General features: G+C 40.3%; 18 protein-coding genes. 3 read left to right on the top strand and 15 right to left on the bottom strand.

The features are described 5' to 3' along the window. Positions 1–29: 29 nt before the first annotated feature. The 11 genes from CHH58_RS03330 to CHH58_RS03280 all read right to left on the bottom strand — a co-directional run bounded on the left by CHH58_RS03330 (position 30) and on the right by CHH58_RS03280 (position 8,957). The gene (locus tag CHH58_RS03330) at positions 30–395 is read right to left on the bottom strand and encodes a response regulator (RefSeq protein ID WP_038560492.1); all 366 of its coding nucleotides are present in this window, start codon (positions 393–395) and stop codon (positions 30–32) included. Beyond that, entirely contained in the window at positions 364–837 is a 474-nt protein-coding gene (locus CHH58_RS03325) for a Na(+)/H(+) antiporter subunit B (RefSeq protein ID WP_095230284.1), read from the bottom strand. Before CHH58_RS03325 ends, CHH58_RS03330 begins: the two co-directional genes overlap by 32 nt. 54 nt (positions 838–891) lie before the next feature. Further along, positions 892–1,587 carry a cytochrome c biogenesis CcdA family protein gene (locus CHH58_RS03320; protein WP_095262013.1) on the bottom strand — a complete coding sequence of 232 codons (696 nt, stop codon included), beginning with the start codon at positions 1,585–1,587 and terminating at the stop codon, positions 892–894. Positions 1,588–1,670: 83 nt separating this feature from the next. Continuing rightward, positions 1,671–2,084, bottom strand: coding sequence for a YndM family protein (locus CHH58_RS03315; RefSeq protein WP_095230282.1), 414 nt, complete (start codon positions 2,082–2,084; stop codon positions 1,671–1,673). A 243-nt stretch (positions 2,085–2,327) separates the two neighbouring features. Then, positions 2,328–3,074, bottom strand: a complete 747-nt coding sequence (locus tag CHH58_RS03310; protein ID WP_095262012.1) for a nucleotidyltransferase domain-containing protein — start codon at positions 3,072–3,074, stop codon at positions 2,328–2,330. Between the two features lie 185 nt (positions 3,075–3,259). Beyond that, on the bottom strand, positions 3,260–4,684 hold the full coding sequence (locus CHH58_RS03305) for a serine hydrolase domain-containing protein (RefSeq protein ID WP_095262011.1): 1,425 nt from the start codon (positions 4,682–4,684) through the stop codon (positions 3,260–3,262). 393 nt (positions 4,685–5,077) lie between these two features. Further along, positions 5,078–5,299 (bottom strand): YneF family protein, encoded by a 222-nt coding sequence (locus CHH58_RS03300; protein ID WP_038560474.1) that lies wholly within the window; start codon positions 5,297–5,299, stop codon positions 5,078–5,080. 43 nt (positions 5,300–5,342) lie between these two features. Continuing rightward, the gene (gene sirA / locus CHH58_RS03295) at positions 5,343–5,741 is read right to left on the bottom strand and encodes a sporulation inhibitor of replication protein SirA (protein WP_095230276.1); all 399 of its coding nucleotides are present in this window, start codon (positions 5,739–5,741) and stop codon (positions 5,343–5,345) included. Positions 5,742–5,900: 159 nt separating this feature from the next. Continuing rightward, entirely contained in the window at positions 5,901–7,904 is a 2,004-nt protein-coding gene (gene tkt / locus CHH58_RS03290; protein ID WP_095230274.1) for a transketolase, read from the bottom strand. A gap of 126 nt (positions 7,905–8,030) precedes the next feature. Next, positions 8,031–8,255, bottom strand: coding sequence for a DUF896 domain-containing protein (locus CHH58_RS03285; RefSeq protein WP_095217750.1), 225 nt, complete (start codon positions 8,253–8,255; stop codon positions 8,031–8,033). A gap of 42 nt (positions 8,256–8,297) precedes the next feature. Beyond that, positions 8,298–8,957: a YneB family resolvase-like protein gene (locus CHH58_RS03280; RefSeq protein WP_095230272.1), complete on the bottom strand. Its 660-nt coding sequence runs from the start codon at positions 8,955–8,957 to the stop codon at positions 8,298–8,300. Positions 8,958–9,241: 284 nt separating this feature from the next. On the opposite strand from CHH58_RS03280, the gene lexA reads away from it, so the two are divergent. Then, the gene (gene lexA / locus CHH58_RS03275) at positions 9,242–9,871 is read left to right on the top strand and encodes a transcriptional repressor LexA (RefSeq protein WP_095230270.1); all 630 of its coding nucleotides are present in this window, start codon (positions 9,242–9,244) and stop codon (positions 9,869–9,871) included. A 294-nt stretch (positions 9,872–10,165) separates the two neighbouring features. On the opposite strand, the gene CHH58_RS03270 is transcribed toward lexA, so the two are convergent. After that, positions 10,166–10,552 carry a hypothetical protein gene (locus CHH58_RS03270; protein ID WP_095262010.1) on the bottom strand — a complete coding sequence of 129 codons (387 nt, stop codon included), beginning with the start codon at positions 10,550–10,552 and terminating at the stop codon, positions 10,166–10,168. A gap of 191 nt (positions 10,553–10,743) precedes the next feature. Between CHH58_RS03270 and CHH58_RS03265 the strand changes: the two genes are divergently transcribed. Further along, positions 10,744–10,965, top strand: a complete 222-nt coding sequence (locus tag CHH58_RS03265) for a DUF2188 domain-containing protein (protein WP_249275020.1) — start codon at positions 10,744–10,746, stop codon at positions 10,963–10,965. A 110-nt stretch (positions 10,966–11,075) separates the two neighbouring features. Here the strand turns inward: CHH58_RS03265 and CHH58_RS03260 are convergent, their stop codons facing one another. After that, complete coding sequence (locus CHH58_RS03260; protein ID WP_095262008.1) at positions 11,076–11,834, bottom strand: SDR family oxidoreductase; 759 nt, start codon at positions 11,832–11,834, stop codon at positions 11,076–11,078. A 141-nt stretch (positions 11,835–11,975) separates the two neighbouring features. Between CHH58_RS03260 and CHH58_RS03255 the strand changes: the two genes are divergently transcribed. Beyond that, on the top strand, positions 11,976–12,524 hold the full coding sequence (locus CHH58_RS03255) for a TetR/AcrR family transcriptional regulator (protein ID WP_095262007.1): 549 nt from the start codon (positions 11,976–11,978) through the stop codon (positions 12,522–12,524). Between the two features lie 588 nt (positions 12,525–13,112). Here the strand turns inward: CHH58_RS03255 and CHH58_RS03250 are convergent. Beyond that, positions 13,113–13,385, bottom strand: a complete 273-nt coding sequence (locus tag CHH58_RS03250; protein WP_095262006.1) for a holin — start codon at positions 13,383–13,385, stop codon at positions 13,113–13,115. A gap of 66 nt (positions 13,386–13,451) precedes the next feature. After that, a complete protein-coding gene (locus CHH58_RS03245) occupies positions 13,452–13,733 on the bottom strand; it encodes a hypothetical protein (protein ID WP_095262005.1) in 282 nt (93 codons plus the stop codon). Between the last annotated feature and the right edge of the window lie 276 nt (positions 13,734–14,009).

Here is a 14,009-nt window from a genome sequence, read left to right as displayed (position 1 = left end):
ACCCTTACCTTCTTTCGATTTACATTTCTTTAATTGAGAATGCGTTCTACTGTCTCTATAACCCTTGCATCCTCGAAAGGCTTCGTAATGAAGTCCTTCGCGCCAAGCTCGATCGCTTGCATGACAATGCGCTGCTGCCCCATTGCAGAGCACATAATCACTTTTGCATTTGGATCCTGCGTGATAATCTCTTTTAAAGCTGCAAGCCCATCCATGTGCGGCATTGTAATATCCATAAAGACAATATCAGGCTCTGTTTTCCGAAATTGCGAAACAGCCTCATGTCCGTCTGCAGCTTCTCCGACAATCTCATAATTGTTTTCGGTAAGCAGGCCACTCAATGTTTTCCGCATGAATTTTGCATCATCTACTATTAGTATCTTTGCCACTTGCATTCTCCTCACTGCTTGAACGATCTTGTGCGATTGACAGGATGATCGTCAGAGCTATACCAACAACGGTAAGATAGACCCCTAGATCAAAAAACGTCGCTGTAGCCAATTCCAGCTCCCCTAATACAGGCAAGTGGATATACGTGAACGTATGGCTCAGAAATGGCTGTCCAAATAGGAATGATCCTGCACTAGTCAGGATAGCGATAAGCACACCTGTTACTGTCAAAACACGATAGTTGATCGGTAAGATCTTGCTGACCGTCTTGATGCCATAAGCCATATACATGAGCACTAGAGCAGCAGCAGTCCCAAGTCCTCCTATGAATCCTCCACCTGGAGAATTATGGCCTGAAAAGAACAGATAGACCGAAAATCCGAGCAACAGAAAAGAAATGAGCACGGTTGTTGTTTTGAAAATAAGATTATTCGGTGAAAATTCCATATTAGACACCCTTTCCCTACATATTCTAAACTACTTCTCTCCTTTTTTCACGATTTAAAAACCGTAAAAGGAGAAAAAACTGGCTAGATAAGAAGTGATTTTTGTCGTAAGATCAAATATAAGAAGAATGCCTATCAGAATCAGGAAATATCCACTTATTTCATGCAGGATTTTTCCGGTTCTTTTTAATCTTTGCAATCGAGATCCAAAGAATCCCCAAATAAAGAAAGGGATACTGAAGCCTAATACATAAGCTATCATAAGCGGAACGGCTCCGAGCGGCTGCAATGCAGCGCTAGTCATGATGCCCGCTAAAATAGGACCCGTACAAGGCGTCCATCCCATTGCGAAGGAGAGACCAATCAGAAACGACCCAGCAAATCCAGGTGGCCTGCTTTTAAAACGAAGCAAGGTTTTAGATGTCTGCCACCTTCCTCCTAGCAACCCTATCTGCACAGCCCCCAGCAATATCAGAATGATTCCTCCGATAACTCGTATGTATGACTGATATATAAAAAGCCATTCAGATAACGCCAGTGCGCTGTAGCCAAGCAGTAAGAAGATCGCTGAAAAGCCAATAAGGAAGAAAATTGTATGCAGAAACCATTTGGAAGAATACTTTTCTTTTTCAGATGAGCTTTGATTGACACCTGTTAAATAAGAAAGAAATGCCGGATAAAGAGGAAGTACACATGGTGAAAGAAAGGAAAGGAATCCAGCAGTTACAGCCAGCAGTATTGTTACCTCCATAGGAATTCCTCCTGTTAAAACTTATAAGCAAAAGGAATCCCCAAAAGGGATTCCTTCTTTAGTTATTCTTACTATAGCACAGTTCAAGACATCCCAACAGTTTGGGCATTATGATCCTCGATCACTTGATTATTGACATAGCGATGGAAGAACCATTCTCCGATACCAATTATGACCGTGGAAATCAAAGATGCCATCACAACATTATCATCAGGATTCAATAAAGCTTCGCCTAACGCCCAAAGAACGATGAAAGTCAATATTGCGTCACTAACTGTCGCAATAGCATTCCGCTTTGTAAAATCACCGTCAGGCTTACTTCGGTCACCAGCTCTGCTTAAAATGAGTAAGTCACCAATCACATATGCTGCAATTGTTAAAACGACACTCATTAGCAGCGTATCGCTAAATTCCGTATCAAACATAAGGGTGAAAACAATCCATAAAACAGCTAATATCATGATGAATTTGATCAAAAGTGCTTTCACATGTTTCATTTCTTATCACTCCTTTTTTTATTCAAGTACCATTATCACTGCAGATTCAAACCTATTTTCCTGTATTAAAAGTGTTGCCAGCTTCATACATTTCATACCTTTGGAATAATATTAAAAGGCCATGACGTCTATTCCTTAAGATGACAGCTCGTTTTCATGCAATGCTATATCACTATTGAGAAATGTCACATATGGTCATTTCTTCGGTACTTTTGTTCTATCATAATTTATACCAGGCTTTATCTATTTACTAATCGCCGCAGAATTAATACGAACTAAAAGCTGATTAATCGCATTATAATCCGGTTTCTCAGGAAGTGCGGAATGCTCTGCTGCTTGTTTAAGATCATTATCTAATGACTCTATAAGCTCTTCAGCTTCATCAAATGTGTATGTACCATTCCTACAGTCGAGCAGGAAACTGCGATTTGGCCTGTATGTGCTAAAGTCACCTGTCTCAAGTATCTCAATAGCGCTTGTCAGCAGCTTCACGCTATGCATAAAAAACTTCGTGTCATAACCGTAAACATCAATTAAATCCTTTCTGCCGGATCTGCTAACGTTTCTTTTCTTTAACTTCTGTATTTGAGAATTAGCATATCCTCCGAACTTCTTTTGGATTGCTTTAGAAAGGAATAGATGCCGGTTTTCAATTAGCTGCTGCCCTGGTTCTGTTATCTTTAGGTACTGATCTTTGTACAAGAATAATATTTCTATGTTATTTGGTACACCCAGCATCGCATCCTTTACGAACTTTGTAATATGAATAATATTGATATCTATATCGTCTTTCGTATTTTTGAAGTTCTTGCCGCCACTGCTGTTGTATTCATTGAATGATTCTAAACCTAAGAAGTAACTTACTGGCGGGATGCAAATGCCTTTATAGTCTTTATCCGAGTCTTCCGTATTCGTTCCATAAGCATAGCTGCCTGTTGGAGCTAGAATGATGGTTCTTTCTTCAAGCCAATCATAATCGATGGATTGCATCTCTTTTCCACTCCCCTTCAGTTAGTGTTATCAAAAAATGTATTATAAAAACTTATGATTTTTTAACTGCACATACTGCTCCGCGTCAGATATATTATTTACTAAATCCATATAAAACAGGATTAAACAACAAAAAAACCACTTTTCCTGCTAAATCTCTCAGCAAAAAAAGTGATTCCTGGATCTTATTTCTCAATCTTTTGAATTTGTCGTAATACAAATTCAATGCGATGAATTTTCTTGTCCTTATCTCTCACAAAACGAATCGTAGAATCCATTTCTCTTATGGTAAGTAAAAACTGATCATCTCCAATAGGGTCAAGCACTACGGCAGGCATTCCAGCGGTTGCTAAATGCAGCCGTCCATCCTCTACATAAAATTTATTTATCATACCGTCACCTGATATGAAGGTTCCCTCAAACTCTTTTAAACTTTCAAGATCTAAGTCGACGACTTCAACGTTTAAATGTGATGCATCGAGGCTTTTGTCCAAATGCTGACTCGCAAATGCGCTAAAAAGCAGTTTGGAGGATGGTGCTCCGGCTAAGTTTGCAAGAGATATACCCGTTAGATCAAGTTCAGGCAGGATATTCATCTGAGCCGTTACCCCTTTAATATCTCCCCCATGATGAATAAGCTTGTATCCAAAGAAATCTGGAATGATATTTAAACCGTAACCATAATAACTCCCATGTCCACATTTGATGTGAGGTGTTGTCATTAGCTCCACACTTTCAGGGGACAGGATTCGTACATTACCAACTTCTCCAGAGTTTCGAATAATCTCTGTAAACTTGAGCATGTCATTGACTGTCGATTTTAAAAATCCTGCAGCACGCATTGCTGGAGCGTCCCAGGGATTATTGGACCTAAATACAATTTCTTCGCCATCCTGTTCTCGCATATTATATAAAACGGCTATATCTTCATGGCCGTTCATAGTCTTGTAATGAAAACCACTGTTATGCATACCTGCGGGCTCTAAGATATTTTCTTTCACATATTGTTCATAAGGCATACCGCTTACCCGTTCGATTATTGCACCTAAAAGAGCATAGGCGTCATTGGAATAACTGAATTCAGTTCCCGGTTCCCCAAGCAGTGCAAATTCTGTATTTGCGATAGAATCCATTAATTCCTTATATGTATCAATCTCCCGAAGTGCATCCAATGGACTTTCTTGCTGATCTTCCCCAAATTTCGGGTCTTTTTCCATGCTTCTCTTGATTGCGGCTATTAAAGTAAGTAAAGGCGGCAGACCTGATGTGTGTGTCAAAAGATGATGAATCGTCATTTGTTTTGTGTACTCTTCATTCGGTGTCCTGAATTCCGGTAAAAACTTAGTAACATGATCTTTTACAGACAGTTTTCCATTCTCTTGTAATTGAAGGATGCTAGTAGCTGTAAAGGCCTTTGTTATGGAACCAACCCCAAAAACGGTATCCGCTGATAATGGGAGTTCGGCTTCCATGTCACGGTGTCCAAACTCTTTTTCATAACACAATTCACCATCTTTGGCTAACCCCATTGCAAATCCAGGTACTTTGTATTTTTTCAAAATTTCATCGCTAAATCGTTCGAATTCACGGACTTCCGTTTCTTGTTTCATAAGGTGAACCCTTCTCTCTTTATATTGTCTTCAAGTTCATTTTAAGCATTTCAGGATCATCTTCCATCAATCCTTAGAATGGAACTTTCTAAGACTTCCGACCGATATTAGCCGTTTGACATGGAATGTAATTGATTATAGTTCTTTTACACCTCTTTTTTCTGATAGGACGATATAGAGGTGTTTGTATTTCTGCCTCTTGTTTCTCATTGTTTAACCTCATGCGCGACTTGATATTAGCTTTAATAAACAACAAAAAAACCACTCATTCTACTTAGTTCTAAGCAGAAAAAGTGGTTCCTGGACTTTAATCACTTGTATAAGCAATCAAATCCCTTGTTTGCAATGCCAAATCGCCAACTTGAAACGTCAAAGCTATATAGAAATAATTGCTTATTTACCTTGTTGGTTATTCATTGCGCGCATCATTTGGTTAATTTTCTTTTGTGATGGTTTTTGACCCATTTGCATCATCATTGTACGAAGCATCTGTTCATTAATTGGCGGGTTCTTCTTAAGATAGTTCATCATGTACTTTCTGGCAATGAAAAATCCTAGCGCAACGCCGATAATCAATGCAGCCAGTGCTATAAGTACGACCCAGATCGGACTCATATTGGCTTCCTCCTTCAAAATATCTCTAATCTAGTATAGACAATCAAAAGGAAGAATACAATAGATGAACCCGTGATTGTAAGTCATTTTTTATGATAGGCGCGATCCAACCACAGTTGTTCGCTGCTGGCTCAATAATAAAAAAGGAAGAATCGAAGTGGCGGAGCTCTGAGAAGACTGTTTCTTCGGCAGTCGTCAAGGAATCGCAGACCACCCGAAGATAGTGCTGATCTGTCTCTATATGGACGCTATCATCCTGATAAAGCGCTTGCTGAATTGACGCTCCAGGAGAAAAATCATAGGTGATATAATCTAGCTGCTCCTGCACATATACTGTATCCTCCACTTGACTGGAGAGGAAAAAACGATAGAGGATATCCGACTTATAAAAATAGCGGAAATAAATCTCGTGTTTCACCCAATAGACGAAGTATTCTTTCATAAGCTTGTCCCTCCTTCTCCTTTGAAAGAATAGTATACGTGAGGAACGATGCTTAATCCCTCGGAACGTGTAGCAAAGAGACACGAAGATGCGAAAGTTCACTCGAATTTTGTCATATAAGAAAAAGACCGGCCATATTTTTACGGCCGGTCTTTCACATTAATCCAATATGGATTTTACTTTTTCAATTACATTCTCAACAGTAAAGCCAAATGCTTCGATCAATTTATCTCCGTTGCCAGAGGCGCCGAATGTATTAATGCCGATTACTTTGCCTTCATCGCCAACATATCTTTCCCAGCCTAGCGGAGAAGCCATTTCAATACCGACACGTTTCTTCACTGCTGGAGGCAGGACGCTATCCTTGTAGGATTGCTCTTGAAGCTCGAAACGGTCCCAAGAAGGCATGCTGACAACTGAAGCCTCAATGTTCTGTTCACGAAGTGCTTCTTGTGCACGTACAGCTAATTGCACTTCTGAGCCAGTTGCAAGAAGCAAGACGTCCGCTGTTTCCTTCTGAGCAGGGCTTACAACGTACGCCCCCTTCTTAACGCCTTCATACGCAGCTTGCTGCGTAGATGGCAATGTAGGAAGATCCTGACGCGTCAATACGAGCGCAGTTGGAACCTTTTCAGACTCAAGTGCCAGTCTCCAAGCAGCTTGCGTTTCGTTACCGTCTGCTGGACGGACAACACTCAAGCCTGGCATTGCACGAAGAGATGGAAGCTGTTCGATCGGCTCATGCGTTGGACCATCTTCGCCAACAGCGATGCTATCATGTGTCAATACGTATGTCACAGGTGTTCCCATCAATGCAGACAGACGAACAGCCGGGCGCAAGTAGTCACTGAAGACGAAGAATGTACCACCGTATACTTTTAATCCGCCGTGAAGTGCCATACCGTTCAATGCAGCTCCCATTGCGAATTCGCGCACACCGAACCAGATATTACGTCCGCTATAGTTCGCTTTCGAGAAGTTTTCTTCTTTAGCAAGCAATGTTTTATTCGAACCTGCAAGGTCAGCACTTCCGCCGAACAAGCTAGGCACAGCATCTGCGATTGCGTTCAATACTTTACCAGAAGCAGAACGAGTAGCAGTCTTATCTTTGCCCTCTTCATACGTTGGAAGCGTATCTGCCCATCCTTCTGGCAACTCTCCCTTGATTGCAGTCGACAATTCTTTTGCAAGTTCAGGGTGAGCTTCTTCGTACTTCGCAAATAGCTCATTCCAAGCATTTTCTGCATCAGCACCGTTTTTAACGACTTTTTCCTCAAAATCAGCATAAACCTCATCTGGAACGTAGAAGTCTTCATGCTTCCACTTGTAATATTCCTTCGTAAGCTTCACTTCATCCACACCTAGTGGTGAGCCATGAGAAGCACTTTTAGCTGATTTGTTCGGAGAACCATATCCGATAACTGTTTTTACTTCGATCAAAGTCGGCTGTGTTGTATTCGCTTTAGCTTCTTTGATTGCTTCGCGAATTGCATCTACATTTTTACCTTCTTCGACACGGATAACTTGCCAGCCATAAGCTTTGAAGCGATCCTCTACGTTTTCAGAGAAGCTGTGGTGAAGATCACCATCAAGAGAAATATCATTGGAATCATACAGGACGATTAGCTTGTCCAAGCCAAGATGACCTGCAAGGGAAGCTGTTTCATGTGAAATACCTTCCATTAAGTCACCATCACCACAAATTGCATATGTGTAGTGATCTACGACAGGAAAGTCTTCTTTATTATACTTCGCCGCAAGATGTGCCTCTGCCATCGCCATACCTGTAGCCATCGCGATACCTTGTCCAAGTGGACCTGTAGTTGCTTCTACACCATCTGTATGGTGGACTTCCGGATGTCCTGGTGTACGGGATCCGTACTGACGGAAGGATTTCAAATCATCGATGGATACTTTGTATCCAGACAAATGCAAGAGGGAATACAATAGCATGGAACCATGTCCAGCAGACAATACGAAACGGTCCCTGTTGAACCAATGGGAATTCTTCGGATTGTGAGCCATGAAATCGGTGAAAAGCGTATAAGCCATCGGCGCTGCACCCATCGGCATACCTGGGTGGCCGGAATTCGCTGCTTCGATTGCATCGATTGATAACGTACGAATTGTATTAATGGAAAGCAATTCTGTAGTCTGAACCATGTAAACATCCCTTTCATCTAGCAAATTATGTACTCTTGTTCATCCTATACTGAAATCCTCTCATAGACAAGGATTTATACATAGAAAAAGAAGGGAACGGCTGTGCACGAAGCCAGCCTACCCTTCTTATTCCTCTTCACGTAATTTTTTTACTTTTTCTGGTGTTACGTCATTGCCTTCACGATCCATAACTGTCATCGACTTGAACTGGTTTTTAAATGAAGAACGTACATTTCCAAGATATTCCTGTCTTAGTTCTTTTTGCTCTTTCTGTTCGCTAAGGCTGAGTCCTTCTGCCTTGGCTTTATTTGCTAACGCATTGAGGCGTGCTAATTTGTCTTTAGTTAACATATTTATATGCTCCTTTAAGCATTAAAGTTGATACACACTATGTTACCCGCTAGCGTCTTCCGATTCAAGCGAAAGATACTCCTGGTACCTTCTATGAACGGTCGCCTTTGATACATTAAAGCCCATACCGCGCAGAACAGAGCTGATTTCCTGGAAAGTAAGCTTATTGTTTCGCAGCCTGATCACTTCTTGAATCGGAAAGTCAATCCGCTCTCTGCCTGGTGCCGCCTGCTGGTTGCTCAAATTCTTACTTGGATCATATCCGGCCTCAATTGCCCTTCTCATACCTCGTTTAATTTTCATATTATGAATCTTTCGCTGATACTCCTCAACAATACCAACAATCTGGAGCACCATACCATCAGATTCCGAAAGCTGGAATTCGCCGTGCTGGCTTAACGTATAAACCTTGACCTCCAGCTTCTGAAGATGATGGAACAAGGCGATCTTCGTATTGCCTCTTCCCAGTCTCGTCTCATCCTGAATGAGGAGACAGTCTGCTTCATGTGCAGTGAATAAGTCCAGCATGCGAAAAATCCCCGGCCGTTCGATGTCATAACCGCTCTGTTTTTCTTCAATGATATCTATAACTTCTATGTCGGAGGACGCAGCAAGACTGATGAGCTCTTCACGCTGACGCTCAATCGAACTAGTTTGCTCGTCCTTTTCTGTACTTACTCTGCAATAGATGACTGCTTTCATTGATGTACCCTCTCACTTCGACTATTTAGACGCTCATTATAAGTGTAAAGTATAAGAAGAAAAGCGTGAAGCCGAAAAGCACATAATAGAATAGATCTGATTTCGCTAGTTTTTTGAACATGGTAGACCCCTCCGTTTTCAAGAACATGCGTTCTCTTTGTTAATTTCCATTATATACGAACATAGGTTCTAGTCAAGACCTTTTTTCGAACGGATGTTTGTATATTGCAATCTATCATGGTATACTGTATGTAATAAAAATATATGCACGGGGTGTTCGATACATGATAAAACTATCGAAAAGACAGGAAGCGATTCTAGCATACATAAAGGAGCAGGTACTCGATAAAGGCTACCCGCCATCCGTTAGAGAAATCGGCGAAGCAGTTGGCTTAGCCTCAAGCTCTACCGTTCACGGCCATCTTTCCCGTTTAGAGAAAAAAGGTCTTATCCGACGTGACCCAACAAAGCCGCGCGCTATCGAGGTATTATCATTTGATAGTGAAGAACAAACAGATATTCCTCGCGGTGAGGCAAACTACGCTCCGGTAATCGGAAAAGTAACAGCTGGCATTCCAATTACAGCAGTAGAGAATATAGAAGAATATGTCCCTGTACCTAGCCATCTAGTAGGACCGGATGATAATATCTTTGTTTTGGTTATTGTAGGAGAAAGTATGATAGAAGCTGGTATTCTAGATGGAGACATGGTCATTGTCAAACAACAGCAGACCGCTCAAAATGGTGAGATTGTTGTAGCGATGACAGAGGACAATGAAGCAACAGTGAAACGTTTCTTCAAGGAAGAAAACCAGATCCGACTGCAGCCAGAAAATAGTACGATGGATCCTATCATTTTGGATAATGTTAGTATTCTTGGTAAAGTAATCGGTTTATATCGCTCCATTCAATAAAAAATCGGCTCCAGCCGGTTTTTTATTTTTTTCATAGAATTTACATACTTTTTGCCTTCTTTCGACATAATTTTTGGGTATATTAGATTATGCTATTACCAAAAGCTAGAAAGCGGGTGGTATCGTGAAGCTGTTTCACAAGCTTGTATGCAAGTTGCGGGGCCGTCATAAGATTGATAGTGTTACTGATTCGTGTAAATGCGGATATACAAGAAGCCACCGCAGAGAGCAACACAGTATAGACGATTATTATCTTAAAGAACGCTAAACACAATGTAAAAATAAGGAGCTAGCCTATACGGCAAGCTCCTCTTTTATGATTTTATGTTGGTTCATTGCTAAATTTAATGCTTCAAGCAGAATACCAGGTGTGGCTTTCTCGTATGTCTCCCCTAACAGCTGCTTGGCACCCCCTAGAATCCGCTGGTTACCCATCAAAGCTAACAATTCATGTCCTTTTACCAAGATATCGTCAATGAAAACGTCTCTGTAATCCTTAGAGTTTGTCACTACACCTGAGATGAACCCTTCTTGCAGAAGCACTTCCGTGTGGTGTACGACATCGTATGGTGTACAAGTTCCTACTGCACATCGATACTCTCTTGCTTTCGTTCCTTGGAGTTGGTCTGCTTCTAACTGTTCCAGTATTTCATGAAATAAGGTAACGCGTAGTTTGGGCATGTGATCTCCTCCTTGTTGTAGTTCTATTATTTCACATATCGGCTTTCACTTTCTTGAAAAGTTTGTACATTGTTTCACAAATAAGTGACAAGTTAGAGAACTGATATGTTTGAATTCTAATATAGTAGCTTGCATTAAACATATCTAATATGTGGTATAGACACTTTAAGCGATTTACTGGAGGTGAAATATTGTCAAACTATCACTCTACCCCAGACGGAAATGGCAGTTGGCAGGTAACGAAAGAAGGAGCAAAGCGTGCTTCAGGGAGTTTTGACATGCAGAAAGAAGCAATGGTTTATGGGAAAGAACTAGCTAAGCAGACTAAAGGTGAACATTTCATTCACGGCAGGGATGGGAGAATTCCGGAACGGGATTCTTATGACAATGATCCATTTCCACCGAGGGGCTGAACAAAGGCAGAACGTTTAGTACGCAGAAGAAGCTAGATACTTATAATCTCAGAATAAATAACAAAACCTGAAACTGATCTCAGGTTTTGTTATACAAGTTCTATGCTCTATTAATATGCAATCCATCCCGCATCAGCCGCTATCACTTGTCCATTTACAAAGCTTGACTCATCCGAACCTAAGAAAACGGCAAGTTGAGCGATTTCAGCTGGTTTTCCCACACGCGGCATTGTACCGTTACCAGTCATTTGGCGGCCAGCTCCAAATTCAGAGATATTTGTCATAGAGGCACTTATGTTAGTCTCTACTCCCCCCGGGGCGATACCATTACACCGGATACCAGATTGAGCGTACATGTATGCCGTGTTTTTCGTCAATCCAGTTACCGCATGTTTAGAAGCTGTGTATGCTGCCCCTGCTCGTGCCCCACGCAACCCGCCTGCTGAGATATTATTTACGATTACGCCATGGCCTTGTTCCAAGAAGATGTTCGTAGCAATACGCATTGCACGCATAACACCAGTCGTGTTAACAGCAAAGACGCGATCCCATTTCTCATCCGTAATCTCCCCCACAGGCTCCATTCCATCCATGATACCTGCATTGTTAACCAAAATGTCTAACTTACCAAACGCTTCCTTAGTTTCAAAGAATAATTGTTCTAAGTCCGCTGACTCAGCAACGTTAGTGCGATTCGCTATTGCCGCGCCACCCTTTTCCTTAATAGTCTCAGCAACTGCTTGGGCACCTTCAAAATTAAAGTCTGAAACTACTACTCTTGCTCCTTCTTTTGCGTAAAGCTCTGCTATTGCCTTCCCCATCCCAGAGGCCGCTCCTGTAACGATTGCAACTTTGTCTTTTAATCTCATATCATCCATCCCCATAGTTAATATACAATTGTTCGATTAAATAATAATATATAATTGTAACCGCATTCAATCAGCAGAAAAAATTAAATTGTACTATATAGTACAAAATCAAAAAAAGTGTTTAATAAAAGGGGTTTTATTTTGAACAAAAATGATTTGCGCGTCTTAAAAACAAAACAGAATATACATCTTACATTAACAAATCTACTAAAAAAGAAGCCTTTACCTCAGATAAAAGTAACCGAACTCTGCAAGCTAGCAAATATCAATCGAGGGACGTTTTATTTTCATTATCAAGAAGTTGGAGATGTCTTTAAGGAATTCTTCGAGGAAATTATGATGGATTTAAGAGAATCCTATAATGAACCTTATCGTCATACAAAGTATATTGAAAGAGAAAAACTGGACCCAAAAACGGTACGTATCTTCCATCATGTTCAAAAATACGAAGAATTTTATAGGATTATCTTATCTAAGGAAGTATCTGCAGAGTATTATTACATGCTGTTCGACGAAATACGCTCGATCCTTGTTGAAGATAAATATACGGCTCATCTTAAAGAAAACTATTTATATTCCTATTCCTCAAATGCAATTATCGGATTAATTATCGAATGGTACCGCCGTGATTTTCAAGAGTCCGCTGATGAAATGAATATACATTTGGTTAATATTCTTAAGTTATGTTGATACAATTGCTATAGACTTGTTTATACACTATATGGTATCAGGGGTTTTCATACAACGTATTAGAAGTTCTCCATGTATTGATCGCGTTGCCATGGGTGAAGTTGTGTTCGGAACAGAATTTTAATGAGGTATCCGGTTATATCTTCTTTATATAAAACTAAAATCATATCTTTTTTGGGGGTGAGTTGAATCCCCCTATAACATATCAAGAATGCAGTTGATAACTAATCTATCAGTATCTCTCCTAAGGTTCTGGTATTCCGAAGTTAGCTGTGATACCAAGTTAAAATAGCTTTCACTGAAAAGGGAGCATTGTCCATACAACGATAACAACGGAGGAGAATAAGTTGAGTTTCAAGTTTACTTTATAAGATGTTAAAAATATAAAATGAGGTTAATGCAATAAATAAAGATTCAAAAGAAACATCAAAATGTATTGGTTGAGGAATCTACGGAAAAGCTACAGGTAAGCTCGCTAGAAAGCTATAAAACAGCCTCTTTTCCCTCCCGTATTAGGAGGGCTATTTTCCAATAAATTCAATCATATCTTTTAACTCCTCAATACGATTTATAGTAAAAAAGCCGCCATTAGGCGGCTTTTTCGCTATTGTTATTTGAAATTGTTTTTTTACCTAATGAATACAACCCTGATGCTGCAAGACCAGCAAATCCTCCTGCCCATAAGCGCAAGACTACATCTACTTCAGTGAACGGCCAAGCAAGGAAGCCGATAAGAAAACCGATTAAAAAGCTAATCAAAGGCAGGTATCTGTTGTTTACAGTGACAGTTTTTTTTATAAGCTGCACTAAAGCAATTACAATTGGGCTGATGATTGAAGCAAAGGTCATTACTTCTTCCATTTTTCATCACCTCTCCTGTATTTGTTATTATTAATTCTTTCTGCAATACCCCGAATTCCTTCATTTTTAGAAATGTCCCAATATCCATTGGATATTTAAAAAGACAACCCTGCCAGTTCCGAGGATACTGGAAACGGTTGTCCACCTAATTTGCTTCAGTTTAGTTATGTTATCACGTTTATGCTGCCGATCATCAAATGAATACTTAACCAGCTGTAACATGGCTCGTTGTTCTCGGCCTTCAGCTAGCACAGAATTCTCAATCTTAAGCATTCCATTTTTCATTTCCTCGAACTTCTTTTCGAAAGAAACAATCCTGCGTTCATAATCTTGCACAAGCTCATTCATGGATGAGCTCATCTCCTTTAGTACAAACAAAAACCACCAGCTATCTCTTTCAGGCTGGTGGCAGCCAGGAGGCTGACCTCCTGGCGTTTTATTTTAATTCTTTTATCACATCTTTTTCAATGTTTGTGTAAGCTGTATCCAATACTCAGCACCAGATTCATTTAAAACTTCCTTGATCTTTGAAATAGTTTGCCATCCTTGATCACATAAAATAACATGATGATTGGCGAAAACTTCTTGATTTTTCAAACCCCTATTTTCTTAAGAGTTGATATC

It is taken from the genome of Terribacillus saccharophilus, assembly GCF_002272745.1.
Lineage (GTDB): Bacteria > Bacillota > Bacilli > Bacillales > Amphibacillaceae > Terribacillus > Terribacillus saccharophilus_B.
The sequence above is the reverse complement of the archived record's forward strand: the minus strand, read 5'-3'. Positions and strand labels throughout refer to the sequence as shown.